We start from the raw sequence: 17,098 nt of genomic DNA on the forward strand, positions 1-17,098 counted from the left end.
GAATGGCTCCGCCAACCACAAAGCCGGTTCTCCACCGGTTCAGCCTCGTCCTGGGCATCGGGATGATTTTGGATTGTGGGGTTTATCATGGAATTCACCTTCGGATCGGTTGTCTTCCTCTCGTCAATGCTTCTGCTTGCCATCCTGGCCCGGATTGCCGCGGTCAATCCAGCAGCGCGGATCTTGCGCGGTGAAATTCTGCCGGCGATGCTGGCGGTTTTCATTTCGACCGGTCTTGCCGTCGGCCTGATGATGATGGTGCTGGGCGGGGAGAGCTATTTTGCCTCGCGCTCCATCGAACTGGCGGTGATCGTGGTTTTTGCGATCGCGTCGGTCTGGATCATCGTCAAGCTGGTGGCGCGTGCCCCGGGCAGATTGTCAGCCTGATCCGGCCTGTCACAGTCGCCTTTCAACCGGGGCGCTGGACAAGCTGAGCGCAAGGAAACCCCGGCGCTGAAAGCGCCGGGTCCAACAGGTGCGGTTTGTCCAATGCGCGTCGTGTCAGGCGCGGCGAGCGCCTACCGAAAGGCTGCCCGGGCCTGTTGCGGCCAGAACCAGGAAACCACCGGCGATAGCCAGGTTCTTCATGAAGTTGATCATCTGCATCTGGTCTTCAGGCTGGAAGTGGGCGAGATAGCCCGACGCCACGCAGAAGGCTGCCAGTGCCCAGGCGGCGTAACGGGTGAAGAAGCCGAGCAGGATCGCGAGGCCGCCGAGGATCTCAAGTGCGATCACCAGCCAGACGGTGAGGCCAGGCAGCGGAATGCCCATGCTGGCCATGTAACCTGCGGTGCCGTCGACACCGCCCAGCTTGCTGATACCGGCCATGATGAAGATGATGCTCATGAGCACGCGGCCGATGAGAAGCTGAAGATTGATTGACATAGGTTTCTCCTGTTTTGAAACTGGAAAGAGACCTATAGGTAATTGTGCAGCGCGAAAAGATGAACGAGTATGAACATATCGTTCACAAATACACAACTATGCAGACGTGCCGAAACTGGCCCGGGGAGCTATTGTTGCGTACTCGAAGGGGTCTGGTTGAGAAGCTTGAACTTTGGAAAAACAAACACGCCATTGATGGCGCCGTCACCCTCATCGGAGAAGTTCGACGATTCACCGATGCACATCACCGGCACCTGGCTGCCGTCTTCATGAATGATGGTGGTGGAGAAGCAGAATGAGGAGGGCCGCATTGCCGCCAGCTCGTAAAGCTCCAGCACATGATTGCGATATTCTTCGTCGTAACACTTGACCAGATTGTAAAGCCCGAACTCGCCCTGTTCCGGAAGCTGGTGATGGTATCGTGCCGCAGGTCCGAGTTGAAAGGCGCCTGTCGCCAGATCGGCTTCAAATGCCTCGATACGACAGAAATGAGAGATGACGTCGAGATCAGGCGCGTCAAAGCCATGCGTCTGAGCGCCGAATCCCGAAATACCGTCTGCCCTAACAATTTTGAACAATGTAGACCTCGGCAGTGCCTGACTGTTTCCTGCATGTACCTTCCCCCGATCGTCCGGGTCAAGGATCACGCAGGCCCCGTTTCGGTGTATTGAAGCAGTCTCTGATCCGGGCACTTCTTTGGTGCGGAAGCATCCGCTGATCAGTCTTCGCCACCGGCCGGGGTTGATGAAAGTTCAGGGTAGACCATTCTGCAATCAAAACGCCATACCCGATAGACCAATTGAATGGTTGATTATCAGTTAAGTTTCGAAGCGATACTAGGGTACGAATGACATATTTTGCAACAATAGCAAGATTGAAATCTGGCCTCTGCCGGCCCGGCGGCCCGAAGCCGCAAAAAAGGGCGGTCCGGAGACCGCCCTTTTCTTAAGTCACGCGATGTGCGTTGACCGGCTGTAACAAGGCTAAAGCCTTATTACATCATGCCGCCCATTCCGCCCATTCCGCCCATGTCGGGCATGCCGCCGCCGGCAGCACCTTCCTTCTTGGGAAGTTCTGCAATCATCGCTTCGGTGGTGATCAGCAGGCCGGCAATCGAGGCCGCATCCTGAAGCGCAGTGCGGACAACCTTGACCGGGTCGACGATGCCCATGGTGATCATGTCGCCATATTCACCGGTCTGGGCATTGTAGCCGTAGGTGTCGCTCTTCTGGTCGAGGATCTTGCCCACGACGATCGAGGCTTCATCACCGGCGTTTGTCGCGATCTGGCGGCACGGAGCCTGCAGGGCGCGACGGATGATGTTGATGCCGGCTTCCTGGTCGGCGTTCACACCCTTGACGGTGATGGCGCCCGAAGCCCGCAGCAGCGCGGTGCCGCCGCCTGCAACGATGCCTTCCTGGACGGCAGCGCGGGTTGCGTTGAGCGCGTCGTCGACGCGGTCCTTGCGTTCCTTGACTTCCGTTTCAGTTGCACCGCCAACGCGGATGATGGCGACGCCACCAGCGAGCTTGGCCAGGCGTTCCTGCAGCTTTTCGCGATCGTAGTCGGAAGAAGTTTCTTCGATCTGAGCCTTGATCTGTGTGATCCGGCCTTCGATTTCCTTCTTCTTGCCAGCGCCATCGACGATGGTGGTGGTTTCCTTGGTGATCGAAACCTTCTTGGCGCGGCCCAGCATTTCGAGGGTCACGTTTTCAAGCTTGATGCCGATGTCTTCGGAAATCACCTGGCCACCGGTCAGGATGGCGATGTCTTCGAGCATTGCCTTGCGGCGATCGCCGAAGCCGGGAGCCTTGACGGCAGCGATCTTCAGGCCGCCGCGCAGCTTGTTGACCACGAGGGTGGCAAGAGCTTCGCCTTCAACGTCTTCCGAGATGATGAGGAGCGGCTTGGAGGTCTGCACCACGGCTTCGAGCACAGGCAGCATGGCCTGAAGGTTCGAAAGCTTCTTCTCATGGAGAAGGATGTAGACGTCGTCGAGTTCGGCAACCATCTTGTCGGGGTTGGTCACGAAGTAAGGCGACAGGTAGCCGCGGTCGAACTGCATGCCTTCGACGACTTCGAGTTCGCTTTCGGCGGTCTTGGCTTCCTCGACGGTGATGACACCCTCGTTGCCGACCTTCTGCATGGCTTCGGCAATGTCCTTGCCGATCTGCGTTTCGCCGTTGGCCGAGATCGTGCCGACCTGTTCGACTTCAGCCGAGGTCTTGATCTTCTTGGCCTTCTTCTGGAGGCTGGCGATGACTTCGGTCACGGCCAGGTCGATGCCGCGCTTCAGATCCATCGGGTTCATGCCGGCAGCAACAGCCTTGCCGCCTTCGCGGACGATGGCCTGGGCCAGCACGGTTGCCGTGGTGGTGCCGTCACCGGCGATGTCGTTGGTCTTCGATGCGACTTCGCGCACCATCTGGGCGCCCATGTTTTCGAACTTGTCTTCCAGTTCGATTTCCTTGGCGACGGTGACGCCGTCCTTGGTGATGCGCGGAGCGCCGAAGGACTTGTCGATGATGACGTTACGGCCCTTCGGGCCCAGCGTCACCTTCACCGCATCGGCGAGGATGTCGACGCCGCGGAGCATTTTCTCGCGGGCAGTACGACCGAATTTAACTTCTTTAGCAGCCATTTCACTTAACTCCCGGGCCTGAGGCCCATCGTGTTGAGGCAGATTGGATTTGTTCGGGCAGAGTTTCGGCTTAGCCGAGGACGCCCATGATGTCGCTTTCCTTCATGATCAGAAGGTCTTCGCCATCAAGCTTGATTTCGGTGCCGGACCATTTGCCGAACAGCACGCGGTCGCCAGCCTTGACGTCGAGCGGCACAAGCTTGCCGGCTTCGTCGCGGATGCCGGAACCCACGGCGATGATTTCGCCTTCCTGAGGCTTTTCCTTGGCGGTGTCCGGAATGATGATCCCGCCTTTGGTTTTCTCTTCGGACTCAACACGACGAACGACAACGCGGTCGTGGAGCGGACGGAACTTGGTTTTTGCCATTGTCTAAATTCCTTGATCGAATGACAGAAGCGGCTGAGCACCCCGAATGGGCCTCATGGAGCTGATGTTAGCACTCACACTGGTGGAGTGCTAACGAAGCCGAGATAAGGAGGCGGGGAGCAAGAGTCAAGATATTGGAGACCATTCCGGCTGGATGTTTTTGCGCCCGGTTGCCATTTTTCCGGCGGGGACTTGTAATCAATGACAAGCTGGGCGACATCGTTGGGCCGAAAGGAACCGTTCGCCCATGGCCCGCAGGATAACCGATCTTGATCAACTGACCGGCAGCGCCGACATCTTGTTGTGCGATGTATGGGGTGTCATCCACAATGGCGTCAACCCCTTTCAATTGTCTGTTGAAGCCTTGAAGGCGGCGCGGCAACGCGGGCAGACCGTTGTTCTGATCACCAATTCCCCGCGGCCGGCCGCGGGCGTTATCCGCCAGTTCGAGACCATCGGCGTCGATCCAGAAAGCTGGGATGACATCGTCACGTCGGGCGACGTGACCCGGCAACTGGTCAAGGAAGGGCCGAAGAGGATCTATTTCCTCGGGCCAGAACGCGACAGCGCACTTGTCGAGGGCCTCGACGTCGAACTCGTCGAGCCCGACGCCGCACAGGCGGTCTTGTGCACGGGCCTTTTCGACGACGAGACCGAGCAGGCCGAGGATTACCGCAGCATGCTGGAGAGCTTCAGGGCGCGCGACCTGCCGTTCATATGCGCCAATCCCGACCGCATGGTCGAGCGCGGCGACCGGTTGGTGCCTTGCGCGGGAGCCCTGGCGGATCTCTATGTCGAGCTTGGCGGCGAGACACGAATTGCCGGCAAGCCGCATGCGCCGATCTATCGCGAGGCGATGGCGCGCGCCCGTGCCATCCGCGGCAGCGCCGATCAGGCGCGGGCGTTGGCGATCGGCGATGGCGTGCACACCGATATCCGCGGTGCCCTGGACAATGGATTTGAAGCCGTCTTCATTGCGCGGGGAATACACGCCAACCACTATCTCAATGGTCGGGCGACCGACGAGGCACGGCTGCAGGCCTTTCTCGATGCCGAAGGCGTGGCTCCAGCCTACTGGATGGAATGGCTTGCCTGAAGAAAGCGGAACAGGGACAGAAATGGCGCGTCGATTTCACGGTGCCGAGACGTTCGCAGCCGAACTGAGGGGCGGCGTCGTGGCGATTGGCAATTTTGACGGCGTTCACCGCGGTCATCAGGCCGTGCTGGCGCGCGCCACCGAGATATCGCGGGCTGCAGGCGTCCCCTCGATCGTGCTGAGCTTCGAACCCCATCCGCGCACGGTCTTCCGTCCCGATCAGCCGGTCTTCCGCCTGACGCCTGCGCCGATGAAGGCGATGATCCTGGGGCAACTTGGCTTTGACGCCATCGTCGAGCAATCCTTCGATCAGGCGTTTTCGTCTCAGAGCGCCGAGGATTTCGTCACCGGGATCCTATGCGGACGGCTTGGCGTGCATCATGTCGTCACCGGCTACGACTTTCACTTCGGCAAGGGCCGAGAGGGCAATCCGGACTACCTGATGAAGGCCGGTGTAAGGCACGGTTTCGGGGTCACCCTGGTGGAGCAGTTCCAGGACGAGAGCGCTGAAGTGGTCTCCTCGAGCCGTATCCGCGAGGCGCTGGCGGCTGGCGATGTGGCGCTGGCCAACGGATTGCTCGGCTATCGCTATGCTGTCTCTGCCGAGGTTCTGCACGGCCAGAAACTCGGACGCACACTCGGCTACCCGACGGCCAACATGGCGCTGCCTCCGGAAACGGGGCTTGAACCCGGCATCTATGCCGTTCGCTTCCGCCGCGCTGACGGAACAATTCATGATGGCGTGGCGAGCTTTGGCCGCAGGCCGACGGTTGCCGAAGACGGCGCGGCCTTGCTGCTCGAAACGTTCCTGTTCGATTTTGCCGGCGATCTCTATGGTGAGACCTGCACGGTTTCGTTCGTCTCGAGATTGCGCGGCGAGGAAAAATTCGATGGTCTTGACCCATTGGTGGCGCAGATGAAGATCGATGAGGCCGAAGCGCGCGCGGTGCTTGGTTCGTTGCAGCCGCTGTCGCCGCTGGATGTTGCCATGACCTTCGAGGCCGCTGGATGATCGGTGCCAGGTCGCGCCGTATCCTGATCACCGGCGGAAACGCCGGTCTCGGTCTGGCACTCGCGAAAAAGCTTGCGCGGCGCCACTCGCTTCTATTGAGCGGACGGAAATCCCAAAACGAGGTTGCGGGCACGTTGCCGCCCGGTGCCGGCTATGTCGTCGCCGATCAGAGCGACCCCGAAAAATCGGCCCTGGCGCTCGTCCGCGGTATTCGCGATTTCGGCTGGGACGGTCTCGACAACGCGGTGCTCAATGCCGGCATCGGCATTGCCGCCGTTGACGGCGTCGACAGCGCGGAGGCGATCCGCCAGACCCTCGATGTGAATCTGCTCGCCGCCATCCTGCAGGCCCGGGCGCTGTTTCCGCTTCTGAAGAAGTCCAGCGGAACACTGACGCTCATCGGCTCGGTGGCGCACAAGGGATCGGCGACGATCCCCGCCTATGCCGCATCAAAAGCCGGGTTGCACGGCTTTGCCCGTGCCTTGCGGTCCGAATGGAAGGGCCAGGTCGCGGTCCAGGTGCTTCATCCGGGGCCGGCGAAAACCGATATCCATGAAAAGGCCGGGTATGATCCCGGCCGCATGCGGGCGCTGTTTCTGGCGCCGGACGATATCGCCGCCATGATGGCGTCGGCCATCGCCTCACGCCGTTCGCCGGCAACCTTGTCATGGGTGAGATATCTCAACGGCGGCGCCTTTACCGGGAGGCGCCTGTGAAGTCCGGCCCCAGACGGGCTCTTGTCACCGGCGGCAGCGCCGGCCTGGGAGCTGCATTGGTGGATTGGCTGCTGGCCAATGGCTACGAGGTCGTTGTGCTCGATCGGGATCGCCCATGGACCGGCAAGACATCTGTTGACTTCATTCGCTGCGATCTCGCGAGCCGGACTGAACTGGACGGCGTCCTGCCCGATCTGGTGTCCGGCGGCCCCTATGACCTGGTGTTCCTCAACGCGGGCATCAACGCCACCGGCAAATTCGAGGCTCTGGATCCGCGGACCCATGTCGAGGTGCTCCGCGTCAACACCGAGGCGCCGATGGTCATTGCCGCGGCGCTTTTTGAGGCGAAAGCCTGCAGGGCAGGGGCGGCAATGGTCTTTGTCGCTTCTCTTTCGCATTTCACCGGTTATCCGGGCGCGGCCAGCTATGCGGCCTCCAAGGATGCGCTGGCGATCTACGCCAGGAGCATGCGCAAATATGCGGCATCCAGGGGCGTGAGCCTGACCGTCGCCTTCCCCGGTCCGCTAAAGACAGACCATGCCGAGCGGTACTCCCCCGAGGGCGCCGATGGCAGCAAGCGGATGGATCCGGATCGGGCGGCAAGCCTCATACTTACCGATGCGCTGGCGGGGAAGAAGACTTCGATTCCCGGCGCTGGCAATCGTGCCTTTGCTGTTGTTGGCAGAATGTTCCCGAAACCGGTGACAGCCATGATGCGCAGGCTTTTATATGATCGGCTCAAGTCATAGCGGCAGGAGTTTTGGAACGTGAAGGCATTGCATTGCGCAATCTTCTTTTCACGCGCACCAAAAACGATTATGAACCCGACCCATGACCACGGCTGTCAAGATCATAGGCGCTCCGCCGATACGAATTATGGTCCCGGTTTCCCGCTGAGCTGAGCTCGCAGGAGACCGGGCAATCTGGCGCGCCCGCAGCGCCCGCTTTCGAATTCTCCGATACACTGTCTACCACGGGCCATCGGCCCAGAAGATTGCGACACCATGACCGATACCAACGACACGCTCGACTATTCCAAGACGCTCTATCTGCCGGAAACCGAATTTCCGATGCGCGGCGGCCTGCCGCAGAAGGAACCCGAACTGGTTGCCCGCTGGCAGCAGATGCGGCTTTACGACAGGCTGCGCACCACCTCCGCCGGACGCCCGAAATATGTGCTGCACGACGGCCCGCCCTATGCCAACGGCAACATCCACATCGGCCATGCGCTCAACAAGATCCTGAAAGACGTGATCACCCGCTCGTTCCAGATGCGCGGTTTCGATTCCAACTACGTGCCGGGCTGGGATTGCCACGGCCTGCCGATTGAGTGGAAGATCGAGGAGGAGAACTACCGTTCGAAGGGCAAGGAAAAACCCAACCTCAAGGAATCGGCGGCGATGCTCGAATTCCGCAAGGAATGCCGCGCCTATGCCGAGCACTGGGTGTCTGTTCAGTCGGACGAGTTCAAGCGTCTGGGCATCGAGGGCGATTTCGACAAGCCCTACAAGACCATGGATTTCCATTCCGAAGCCCGCATTGCCGGCGAATTGTTGAAGATCGCCAAATCCGGCCAGCTCTACCGCGGCTCCAAGCCGATCATGTGGTCGGTGGTCGAACGCACCGCGCTCGCCGAAGCCGAGGTCGAGTATCAGCCCTATGAGAGCGACACGATCTGGGTGAAGTTTCCGGTGGTCCCGAAATCAGCAATGGTTGGAAGGGATGAGGCAGGACACTTCGAGTCCGGCAGAACACAATCAGAGTGGGAGCTAAATGGTGCCTCGGTCGTCATCTGGACCACCACGCCCTGGACCATCCCCGGCAACCGCGCCGTCTCGTTTTCGGATCGCATCGCCTATGGTCTCTACCAGGTCACGGCGGCGGAAAACGACTTCGGTCCGCAACCCGGCGAGAAGCTGATCTTCGCCGATGCCCTTGCCGAAGAGTGCTTCACCAAGGCGAAGCTTCAGTTCAAGCGGCTTTCCGATGTCAAGCCGTCAGACCTTGAAGGCATGGTCTGCGACCATCCGCTCAAGGGCCTCGGTGGCGGCTATGATTTCGCTGTGCCGCTGATCGCCGGCGATCATGTCACCGACGATGCCGGTACCGGCTTCGTGCACACCGCGCCCGGCCATGGCCGCGAAGACTTCGAGGCATGGATGGACGCGGCCCGCGATCTCGAAGCGCGCGGTATCTCGGCTGCGATCCCCTTCACCGTCGACGATGCCGGCTACTACACCAAGGATGCGCCGGGCCTCGGGCCGGATCGCGAAGGCGGACCGGCGCGGGTCATCGATGACAAGGGCAAGAAGGGCGACGCCAACCAAGCCGTCATCACCGCGCTGATCGAGGCCGGCAACCTGTTCTCCCGCGGCCGCCTCAAGCACGACTACCCGCATTCATGGCGCTCGAAGAAGCCGATCATCTTCCGCAACACGCCGCAATGGTTTGTTCATATGGACAAGGATTTCGGCGACGGCACCACGCTGCGCACCCGCGCGCTCAAGGGCATCGATGAGACCCGCTTCGTCCCCGCCTCGGGCCAGAACCGCCTGCGCGGCATGATCGAGGATCGTCCCGACTGGGTGCTCTCGCGCCAGCGCGCCTGGGGCGTGCCGATCTGCGTCTTCGCCGATGCCGATGGCAATGTACTTCTGGACGAGGCCGTCAACGCCCGTATTCTCGAAGCCTTCGAGGCCGAGGGCGCCGACGCCTGGTTCGCAGAAGGCGCCCGCGAGCGCTTCCTCGGAAACCACGCCAGCGATCCGAAATGGATCCAGGTCACCGACATTCTCGATGTCTGGTTCGACTCGGGCTGCACCCATGTCTTCACGCTGGAAGACCGTCCCGATCTGAAATGGCCGGCCGACGTCTACCTCGAAGGCTCGGACCAGCACCGCGGCTGGTTCCATTCCTCGCTCCTCGAAAGCTGCGCCACCCGCGGCCGTGCGCCTTACGACGCAGTCATCACCCATGGCTTCACCATGGCCGAGGACGGCCGCAAGATGTCGAAGTCTTTGAACAATCAGGTCTTCCCACAGGACATCATGAAGGAGTCCGGCGCCGACATTCTGCGCCTGTGGGTGATGAACACCGACTACTGGGAAGATCAGCGCCTCGGCAAGACGGTGATCAAGACCAACATCGATGCCTATCGCAAGCTGCGCAACACCATCCGCTGGATGCTCGGCACGCTCGCGCATGATGGCGGTGAAGCCATCTCGCCGGCAGACATGCCCGAACTCGAGCGGCTGATGCTGCACCGGCTCTCCGAGCTCGATCAGCTGGTCCGCACCGGCTATGACAATTTCGATTTCAAGCGCATCTCGCGGGCGCTGACCGATTTTGCCAATATCGAGCTCTCCGCCTTCTATTTCGATGTCCGCAAGGATGCGCTCTATTGCGATGCGCCGTCGAGCCTGCGCCGCAGGGCTTCGCTGCAGGTCATCCGGAAGATCTTCGATTGCCTGGTGACTTGGCTTGCGCCGATGCTGCCCTTCACCATGGAAGAAGCCTGGCTCTCTCACAGGCCGGACGCCGAATCCGTGCACCTGGAACAGTTCCCCGAGGTTCCCGGAGCCTGGCGCGATGAGGCCCTTGCCGCCAAGTGGAAGAAGATCCGCACCGTACGCCGAGTCGTTACCGGCGCCCTGGAAATCGAGCGCCGTGAAAAACGCATCGGTTCGTCGCTGGAAGCGGCACCCGTGGTCTACATCACCGACCCGGCGCTGGTTGAAGCGGTCGGCGACAGCGACTTTGCGGAAATCTGCATCACGTCCGGCGTCCGCGTCGAGACCGGCGAGGGGCCCGATGACGCGTTCCGCATCGATGAGGTCGGCGCGGTTGCGGTTATTCCCGCCCTCGCCGAGGGGACGAAATGCGCCCGTTCCTGGCGGATCACCGACGACGTCGGCTCCGACCCGGAGTTTCCTGATGTTTCAGCCCGCGACGCCGCCGCCCTGCGCGAGCTCAAGGCGCTGGGACGGTTGTGATATTCCGCCGGACCCCGGTTGTCCGGGATCCGGCGGCTTCAAAGCCGGTTCGGGGGCATTTTTCCCGGGGTCAATTGCCCTTGTTGTCCCAATCCGGTAAAACCCTGCCTGAAAATGGCCGGATTGTGCGGCGACAATCAGTACCAATACCAAGCGACTGTCTGAGACGGGATCCTGTGCATGACAATGAAGACCGAGTATCGCGCCGGCGTGACAATAGGCGCACTCATTGCCGCAAGCCTTGCGCTTTCAGGCTGCATGGGGCCGACCTATGGCACCGACAAGACATCTACCGCGCAGCTGATGGATGATATCGGCAGCATCGCGTCGATCGGGTCCCCGAGAAAAGGGGCGGACATTGAGTACAAGCCACGCCCTGCAATTGTTAAGCCGGTAGAGACCGCGGATCTTCCGGCGCCGCAGCAGAACGTCGCCGAAAACAACCCGGCATGGGTGGAATCACCCGAGCAGACCCGCCAACGCCTGTTGGCCGAGGCCGATGCCAATTCCGGCAATACGGCCTACACATCCCCCTTGGCTAGGCCGGAAGTCGCAAAACGCAAGACAGGGCCCCGGTTGTTTGGCCGTGCGGCCGAAGCTGCGCCATCTATCAACGATGCGGTGCAGCAGCGCCAAGCTTATCAGCAAGCGCGGAAAATCCAGTCGGGCGCCTATTCAGATCGTCGCCGGTTCCTGTCCGATCCGCCCCTGGCCTATCGCCAGCCGGCAGAGACCGCCCCGATAGGCGAACTCGGTGAATCCGAGCGCGCGAAGGAGAAGCGTTGGAAGGAAGAGGCAGAGAAGGCCGGAACCGGCAAGCGGAAATGGTGGCCCTGGTAAGCTGCCAATAACCTTTTCAGCGGCGATCCCGGAAAAAGCCTTTCAGCAGTTGCATGGCGTCGTCCGAAGCGATGTCAGGATAGATCTCCGGCGTGTGGTGGCACGTGGGCTGGTTGAAAAACCGCACGCCGCTCGTCACTGCCCCGCCTTTTTCATCTTCTGCTCCGAAATAGACCCGTCTCAACCTGGCAAACGAGATCGCGGCCGCGCACATGGTGCAGGGTTCCAGCGTGACGTAGAGATCGGCATCGGTCAGACGTTCGCTTCCCAGCTTGGTTGCCGCCTCTCTGATTGCAAGGATTTCGGCGTGCGCCGTGACGTCGTTGAATTCGCGCGTGCGGTTGCCGGCGCGCGCCAGCACAACGCCGTCGCGCACGATCACTGCGCCGACCGGAACCTCGCCACGCTCTGCCGCTGCCCGCGCTTCTTCAAGCGCCAGATCCATATATCCATTGCTGATCATCGAAAGTTCCGCCGCGACGAGACCATGCATGAAACCCCTTAACCCGGCACGTCCAACCTGCTAGACAGCGATCTAGGCGGCCATACCCCATGACAACAGAACCGATCTGTCGAACGACGTATCGCCAAACCAAACATGTTACAGTGCCCGTGCGATCCCGGAAGGAACGCGGAACGCGCTGCAGAGGCAGGCAAACAACAAATGACAGAACAAGACAAGCCCAAACGCGGCAAGCCGAAGTCGGACAAGACAATACCGGAAGCGGCAGACAGCGCCACCGAAAGCGGCCGCATTGCCAAGATCCTGGCGCGTGCCGGCGTCGCATCGCGCCGCGATGCCGAGCGCATGGTTGCCGAGGGGCGGGTCAAGGTCAACGGCAAGACGCTCGATTCTCCGGCAGTCGTGGTTTCGCTGTCCGACCGCATTGAAGTTGATGACGAGGAGATCGCCGGCATCGAGCGCACCCGGCTGTGGGTCTATCACAAGCCTGCCGGGCTGGTGACGACCAACAAGGATCCCGAGGGCCGCGAGACGGTGTTTGACAGGCTGCCCAAGCATCTGCCGCGCGTCATGACCGTTGGTCGTCTCGATATCAACACCGAGGGCCTCCTGCTCCTGACCAATGATGGAGGTCTCGCCCGGACGCTTGAACTGCCGCAGACCGGCTGGCTGCGGCGCTACCGGGTTCGCGCCTATGGCGACATCGATCAGGCAAGGCTCGATGAGCTGAAGGACGGTATCGCAGTCGAGGGCGTGCTCTACGGCGCCATTGAAGCCACGCTTGACCGCAAGCAGGGTCACAACGTCTGGATCACCATGGGGTTGCGCGAAGGCAAGAACCGCGAGATCAAGAATGTGCTCGGTGCGCTCGGCCTCGACGTGAACCGTCTGATCCGCATCTCGTTCGGACCTTTCCAGCTGGGCGATATCCGCGAAGGCGAGGTTGTCGAGATCAAGAGCCGGACGCTGCGCGAGCAGCTTGGTGAGCGCATGATCGAGGAATCCGGCGCCAATTTCGATGCGCCGCTGAGCGAGCATATGGCCCCGCCCAAGGCCGAAGCCAAGCCCAAGCCCGCCGCCAAACCGGCGCAGCGCGAATGGATCTCGAGTTCGGAGAAAACCGAGCGCGCCCGCGCCCGCCTGGACACCAAGCCGGGGCGTCCGGCCCGCGACGGCAAGCCGTTTGGCAAGGATCGGGATCGGGCTCCTGACCGGGAGCGCGCAGACCGCAAGCCGTTTGGCGCGCCAAAGGGAGAACGGCCCGCGGCAGGCCGCAACGAGGAGCCCGGTGGCAAGCCCGCCAAGCGCAGCTTTGTGCAGCGCAGCCGCGCCTCCAATGTCTGGATGGCGCCGGGCGCGCGCCCGGTCAACGAAAAGAACAAGGCCGACGCCGAGAGCGGTCCGGAACAATCCGCGCGCAAGCAGGGCCGCGCCGATGAACGTGCAGACAAACGCCGCGGCAGCTTTCCCAAGGGGCGCGCCAAGCCGCGCCCGCCAAGAGAGGCTGACGAGGCCGCTCCGGCGCGCGAGTTCAAGAAGCCCGGCGGCAAGCCGGGCATGAAGCCAACCGGCAAATCATCCGGAACCAGGGCCTTCGATGGTCCGTCGAAGACCAAGGGCAAGCCTTCATCGGGCGGACGTCCATCTGCAGACAGCCGCTCGGGCAAGCCCGCCTCCGGCAAGGGACGTGGACCCGGTGCGGATCGTCGGCGGTGAATTCCGCGGCAGAGCACTTGCCGCACCGAAAACGATAACCATCCGGCCGACGACCGACCGGAGCCGCGAAAGCCTGTTCAACATCCTGAGCCACGCCTATCCCGAAGCCCTTGCCGGGACCCGCGTGCTGGACCTGTTTGCCGGCACCGGGGCCGTGGGGATAGAGGCGTTGTCACGGGGATGCCGGAGCGCGCTGTTTGTCGAGAGCGGCGTCGAGGGACGTGGGCTGATCCAGAAGAACATCGAGACCCTCGGACTGCAGGGCCGGGCGCGGATCTTTCGCCGCGATGCCTGCAAGCTCGGCGCGGCCGGCACGATGGGCCCCTTTGATCTCGTTTTTGCCGACCCGCCCTATGGCAGGGGTCTTGGCGAGCGGGCGCTGCAATCGGCGGCGCGCGGCGGCTGGATCGGCGATGGCGCCGTTGTCGTGCTCGAGGAAGAGGCCGCCGCGGAACCGGATCCGGGACAAGGATTTCAGCTTCTCGACAGCCGCGCATTCGGTGACACGGTGATGCGGTTCTTCCGCTATGATGTCGCCGCGACCCTGTCTGATGATCGAGCGCCACCGCACCGGCCTTTGGAAAGCAGTTTCGACAATGAGCAAGACCAAGACAGCTGACCCTGACCTGCCAGCCCGTTTTTCCGAGCCAACGGTTGCCATCGCCTTTGGCGGCGGCGGCGCGCGCGGAATAGCCCACATCCATATCATCGAAACACTCGATGCGATGGGGGTCAGGCCGGTGGCGATTGCGGGATCCTCGATCGGCGCGATCATGGGTGCGGCCATGGCCTCGGGGTTGTCCGGCGAGGAAATCCGCGCCCACACCCTGGAGACCATCGGAAAGCCGACAAAGGCCTTCAGCCGCATGTGGCAGGCGGCCCGTCCCCGCGGCGTCAAGGACGCCATGGAAGGCGGAATGCGTCTCGGGCAATTCAACGTCGAGCGGATCCTTGAGGCGTTCCTGCCCGATACGGTGGCGCGGACCTTCGAAGACCTGATCATCCCCGCAAGGATCATGGTCACCGACTACTACGGGCATTGCGAAGTGGTGTGCACCAAGGGTGAACTGCGCCCGGCGATTGCCGCGTCCGCCGCCATACCGGCGGTGTTCCGGCCGGTGATGCTTGACGGGACGATCATGATCGACGGCGGTATTTTCAATCCGGTGCCGTTCGACCAGCTGGCCGGGCTCGCAGACATTGTCATCGGCGTGGATGTGGTCGGCCTGCCATCCGGAGTCCCCGGGCAGGTCCCGACAACCATCGACATGATGTTCGGCGCAAGCCAGCTGATGATGCAGTCCATCATCGAAATGAAGCGCCGGGCGCACCCGCCGCAGATTCTGCTCAGGCCGGAAGTCCACCAGTTCCGCGTTCTCGATTTCCTCAAGGCCCGGGAAATCCTTGCTGAATCGCAAGGCGTCGCAGAGCAGCTCAAGCGCGATCTCGACGCCGCCTTCGCATTCTTCAAATAACGTCCTACAGCGTCGAAGCCTTGCCGCTGGTAAACGCCGACTGCCCTGCCGGTGGCGTATGCACCACCGGTTCGTCGGGTCCGCCGCCGTCCCTGTCTTCGATTTTCGCAATCACCCGGAAGCAGACGATGATCGAGGCGAGGCCGAACACCACGGCGCCGAGGCCGTATCCGGCCAGTGCGCCTTGCGCACCGTACCAGAGCGATCCGAGCCAGACGAATGGGATCACCCCGAGGGTGGAACGGCTCCAGTTGAACACCGTCGAGTAGAGCGCATAGCCCAGATTGTTGAAAGCCGCATTGGCCACGAACAGCATGCCGTTGAACAGGAAGCTGCCCGCCACGAACAGGCAGAAGAATACGATCACCTCCCGGGCCTCTCCGCTTGCGCCGAAGATATCGGCGATCTGGTTGCGAAACAGCGCCAGAACCGCCCATGTGACAAGCGTATAGATGCTGATGAACACCAGGCTGTCGCGCATCGTCGAGATCAGCCGGTCATAGCGCTTGGCGCCATAGTTCTGGCCGAGGATCGGGCCCACGGCGCCGGAGAGGGCGAACAACGCTCCAAAGGCCACGGGGATCAAGCGTCCAACCACCGCCCAACCGGCGACCGCGGCATCACCGTGCTCTGCCATGGTGGTGGTTACGAAGGTGTTGCCCACCGGAGTGGCGATCTGGGTCATCAACGCCGGCAGTCCGATTGCCAGGAACGGCCGGATTTCGCGCCTGATGATTGTAGCCGAAGGCATGGCGACAAGATTATGGATCCTCAGCAGCGAATAGAGACCTATGCCTACCAGTGCAAAGCGCGAGATCACGGTGGCGATGGCAGCACCATGGATGCCGAGGTCGAGGCCGAAAATGAACACCGGATCGAGCACCGCGGTCAACGCGCCTGCGCCGAGCGTCACGTACATCGCCCGTTTTGCATCGCCAACGGCGCGCAGCAGGGCCGACAGGCACATCCCGATCCCCAGAACCGGCAGCGACGGCAGCACGATCTGCATGAATTCCGTTGCGAGCTTCGCAGTCTCGCCTTTCGCACCCATCATCAGAACCAGATCGCCAAGGAAGGGATAGGTGAGCGCCACGGTGCTGGTCATCAGGATGATCATGTAGACGATCGAGGCGCCGGCGATCTCGCGCGCCTCGGCCCGGTTGCCGCGTCCAAGCGCGCGTGCAGTCAGGGCGGTCGCCGCGATCGACAGGCCGATAGCGATGGAGGTGCTGAAGAACAGCAGCGTTCCCGCGTAACCGATCGCAGCCGCAAGCTCCTGCTGACCCAGCAGCGAGATGTAGAACAGGTTGAGCGCGTCGACGATGAACACCGCCACAAGCCCGATCGAACCGGTGGCCGTCATCACCACGACATGCCGCATGGTCGAACCGGTGACGAATTTCGCCTGCTCGCCGCGCCGGGGGGGCTGTCCCCCGGCTGGCACCGGCTTTTCGGCCGTCACGAGGCGAACACCTGTCCCAGGTCGGCAAAGCCCTTGAATTCGAGCGCGTTTCCGGATGGGTCGCGCAGGAACAGCGTCGCCTGCTCTCCCGGCTGACCTGCGAACCTTATGGTTGGCTTCATGATCCAGTCGATGCCGTCCGCGGCCTCGAGCTTGGCCGCGAGATCTTTCCAGTCCTTCATCTCGAGCACTGCGCCGAAATGCGGGATGGGAACCGAGTGGCCGTCAACCGTGCCCGATGCGGCGCCGGTGCCGGCATCCGCCCGGACGTGGCCCGACATCTGGTGACCGAACAGGTCGAAATCGATCCAGCTGTCGGTGAAGCGCCCCATCGGGCAGCCGAGCACGTCGCCGTAAAAGCGGCGCGTCTCTTCGATATCTCTGATCGGGAAGGCGAGATGGAATGGCGTCATGATGCTTCTTTCGTTCAACC

Annotated in this window: 16 protein-coding genes and 1 pseudogene; 10 read left to right on the plus strand and 7 right to left on the minus strand. The window is 61.8% G+C overall.

The window, feature by feature from the left end:
* Positions 1–87: 87 nt before the first annotated feature.
* Positions 88–387, plus strand: coding sequence for a hypothetical protein (locus tag O4H62_RS18305; RefSeq protein ID WP_269390037.1), 300 nt, complete (start codon positions 88–90; stop codon positions 385–387).
* A gap of 114 nt (positions 388–501) precedes the next feature.
* On the opposite strand, the gene O4H62_RS18310 is transcribed toward O4H62_RS18305, so the two are convergent.
* The 4 genes from O4H62_RS18310 to groES all read right to left on the minus strand — a co-directional run bounded on the left by O4H62_RS18310 (position 502) and on the right by groES (position 3,893).
* A complete protein-coding gene (locus tag O4H62_RS18310; RefSeq protein ID WP_269390038.1) occupies positions 502–885 on the minus strand; it encodes a DoxX family protein in 384 nt (127 codons plus the stop codon).
* Positions 886–1,013: 128 nt separating this feature from the next.
* Positions 1,014–1,532 carry a hypothetical protein gene (locus O4H62_RS18315; protein ID WP_269390040.1) on the minus strand — a complete coding sequence of 173 codons (519 nt, stop codon included), beginning with the start codon at positions 1,530–1,532 and terminating at the stop codon, positions 1,014–1,016.
* A gap of 347 nt (positions 1,533–1,879) precedes the next feature.
* Positions 1,880–3,526: a chaperonin GroEL gene (gene groL, locus O4H62_RS18320; RefSeq protein WP_269390041.1), complete on the minus strand. Its 1,647-nt coding sequence runs from the start codon at positions 3,524–3,526 to the stop codon at positions 1,880–1,882.
* A 70-nt stretch (positions 3,527–3,596) separates the two neighbouring features.
* Entirely contained in the window at positions 3,597–3,893 is a 297-nt protein-coding gene (gene groES, locus O4H62_RS18325) for a co-chaperone GroES (protein WP_269390042.1), read from the minus strand.
* A 247-nt stretch (positions 3,894–4,140) separates the two neighbouring features.
* Between groES and O4H62_RS18330 the strand changes: the two genes are divergently transcribed.
* The 6 genes from O4H62_RS18330 (at position 4,141) to O4H62_RS18355 (ending at position 11,549) form a co-directional block, all read left to right on the plus strand.
* Positions 4,141–4,989 carry a TIGR01459 family HAD-type hydrolase gene (locus O4H62_RS18330; RefSeq protein WP_269390044.1) on the plus strand — a complete coding sequence of 283 codons (849 nt, stop codon included), beginning with the start codon at positions 4,141–4,143 and terminating at the stop codon, positions 4,987–4,989.
* A 22-nt stretch (positions 4,990–5,011) separates the two neighbouring features.
* Entirely contained in the window at positions 5,012–6,001 is a 990-nt protein-coding gene (locus O4H62_RS18335; protein ID WP_269390045.1) for a bifunctional riboflavin kinase/FAD synthetase, read from the plus strand.
* Positions 5,998–6,717, plus strand: a complete 720-nt coding sequence (locus O4H62_RS18340; RefSeq protein WP_269390047.1) for an SDR family NAD(P)-dependent oxidoreductase — start codon at positions 5,998–6,000, stop codon at positions 6,715–6,717. Before O4H62_RS18335 ends, O4H62_RS18340 begins: the two co-directional genes overlap by 4 nt.
* On the plus strand, positions 6,714–7,466 hold the full coding sequence (locus O4H62_RS18345) for an SDR family NAD(P)-dependent oxidoreductase (RefSeq protein WP_269390048.1): 753 nt from the start codon (positions 6,714–6,716) through the stop codon (positions 7,464–7,466). Before O4H62_RS18340 ends, O4H62_RS18345 begins: the two co-directional genes overlap by 4 nt.
* A 255-nt stretch (positions 7,467–7,721) precedes the next feature.
* A complete protein-coding gene (ileS, locus tag O4H62_RS18350; RefSeq protein ID WP_269390050.1) occupies positions 7,722–10,709 on the plus strand; it encodes an isoleucine--tRNA ligase in 2,988 nt (995 codons plus the stop codon).
* Positions 10,710–10,967: 258 nt separating this feature from the next.
* The gene (locus O4H62_RS18355; protein WP_269390051.1) at positions 10,968–11,549 is read left to right on the plus strand and encodes a hypothetical protein; all 582 of its coding nucleotides are present in this window, start codon (positions 10,968–10,970) and stop codon (positions 11,547–11,549) included.
* Positions 11,550–11,565: 16 nt separating this feature from the next.
* On the opposite strand, the gene O4H62_RS18360 is transcribed toward O4H62_RS18355, so the two are convergent.
* A complete protein-coding gene (locus O4H62_RS18360; RefSeq protein WP_430538468.1) occupies positions 11,566–11,994 on the minus strand; it encodes a nucleoside deaminase in 429 nt (142 codons plus the stop codon).
* A 219-nt stretch (positions 11,995–12,213) separates the two neighbouring features.
* Here O4H62_RS18360 and O4H62_RS18365 point away from each other — a divergent pair, with 219 nt between their 5' ends.
* The 3 genes and pseudogenes from O4H62_RS18365 (at position 12,214) to O4H62_RS18375 (ending at position 15,203) form a co-directional block, all read left to right on the plus strand.
* Entirely contained in the window at positions 12,214–13,728 is a 1,515-nt protein-coding gene (locus tag O4H62_RS18365; RefSeq protein ID WP_430538469.1) for a pseudouridine synthase, read from the plus strand.
* A pseudogene (gene rsmD, locus O4H62_RS18370) lies at positions 13,709–14,257 on the plus strand (16S rRNA (guanine(966)-N(2))-methyltransferase RsmD); the annotation flags it as partial. The gene O4H62_RS18365 and the pseudogene rsmD, both read left to right, overlap by 20 nt.
* A gap of 67 nt (positions 14,258–14,324) precedes the next feature.
* On the plus strand, positions 14,325–15,203 hold the full coding sequence (locus O4H62_RS18375; RefSeq protein ID WP_269390054.1) for a patatin-like phospholipase family protein: 879 nt from the start codon (positions 14,325–14,327) through the stop codon (positions 15,201–15,203).
* Positions 15,204–15,207: 4 nt separating this feature from the next.
* Here the strand turns inward: O4H62_RS18375 and O4H62_RS18380 are convergent, their stop codons facing one another.
* A complete protein-coding gene (locus tag O4H62_RS18380; RefSeq protein WP_331284472.1) occupies positions 15,208–16,665 on the minus strand; it encodes an MATE family efflux transporter in 1,458 nt (485 codons plus the stop codon).
* The gene (locus O4H62_RS18385) at positions 16,662–17,078 is read right to left on the minus strand and encodes a VOC family protein (RefSeq protein ID WP_269390056.1); all 417 of its coding nucleotides are present in this window, start codon (positions 17,076–17,078) and stop codon (positions 16,662–16,664) included. The genes O4H62_RS18380 and O4H62_RS18385 overlap by 4 nt, the downstream gene beginning before the upstream one ends.
* Positions 17,079–17,098 lie beyond the last annotated feature (20 nt).

Origin of the sequence: Parahoeflea alexandrii (genome assembly GCF_027214025.1) — a bacterium.
In the GTDB taxonomy this organism is placed as follows: domain Bacteria; phylum Pseudomonadota; class Alphaproteobacteria; order Rhizobiales; family Rhizobiaceae; genus Hoeflea; species Hoeflea alexandrii_A.

Excerpts from the sequence above, each read along its gene's own strand:
- O4H62_RS18360 (WP_430538468.1), bottom strand. The coding sequence starts at position 11,994 with ATGGATCTGGCGCTTGAAGAAGCGCGGGCAGCGGCAGAGCGTGGCGAG.
- groES (WP_269390042.1), bottom strand. The coding sequence starts at position 3,893 with ATGGCAAAAACCAAGTTCCGTCCGCTCCACGACCGCGTTGTCGTTCGT.
- O4H62_RS18305 (WP_269390037.1), top strand. The coding sequence starts at position 88 with ATGGAATTCACCTTCGGATCGGTTGTCTTCCTCTCGTCAATGCTTCTG.
- groL (WP_269390041.1), bottom strand. The coding sequence starts at position 3,526 with ATGGCTGCTAAAGAAGTTAAATTCGGTCGTACTGCCCGCGAGAAAATG.
- O4H62_RS18335 (WP_269390045.1), top strand. The coding sequence starts at position 5,012 with ATGGCGCGTCGATTTCACGGTGCCGAGACGTTCGCAGCCGAACTGAGG.
- O4H62_RS18310 (WP_269390038.1), bottom strand. The coding sequence starts at position 885 with ATGTCAATCAATCTTCAGCTTCTCATCGGCCGCGTGCTCATGAGCATC.
- O4H62_RS18375 (WP_269390054.1), top strand. The coding sequence starts at position 14,325 with ATGAGCAAGACCAAGACAGCTGACCCTGACCTGCCAGCCCGTTTTTCC.
- O4H62_RS18355 (WP_269390051.1), top strand. The coding sequence starts at position 10,968 with ATGGGGCCGACCTATGGCACCGACAAGACATCTACCGCGCAGCTGATG.
- O4H62_RS18385 (WP_269390056.1), bottom strand. The coding sequence starts at position 17,078 with ATGACGCCATTCCATCTCGCCTTCCCGATCAGAGATATCGAAGAGACG.
- O4H62_RS18365 (WP_430538469.1), top strand. The coding sequence starts at position 12,214 with ATGACAGAACAAGACAAGCCCAAACGCGGCAAGCCGAAGTCGGACAAG.
- O4H62_RS18330 (WP_269390044.1), top strand. The coding sequence starts at position 4,141 with ATGGCCCGCAGGATAACCGATCTTGATCAACTGACCGGCAGCGCCGAC.
- ileS (WP_269390050.1), top strand. The coding sequence starts at position 7,722 with ATGACCGATACCAACGACACGCTCGACTATTCCAAGACGCTCTATCTG.
- O4H62_RS18340 (WP_269390047.1), top strand. The coding sequence starts at position 5,998 with ATGATCGGTGCCAGGTCGCGCCGTATCCTGATCACCGGCGGAAACGCC.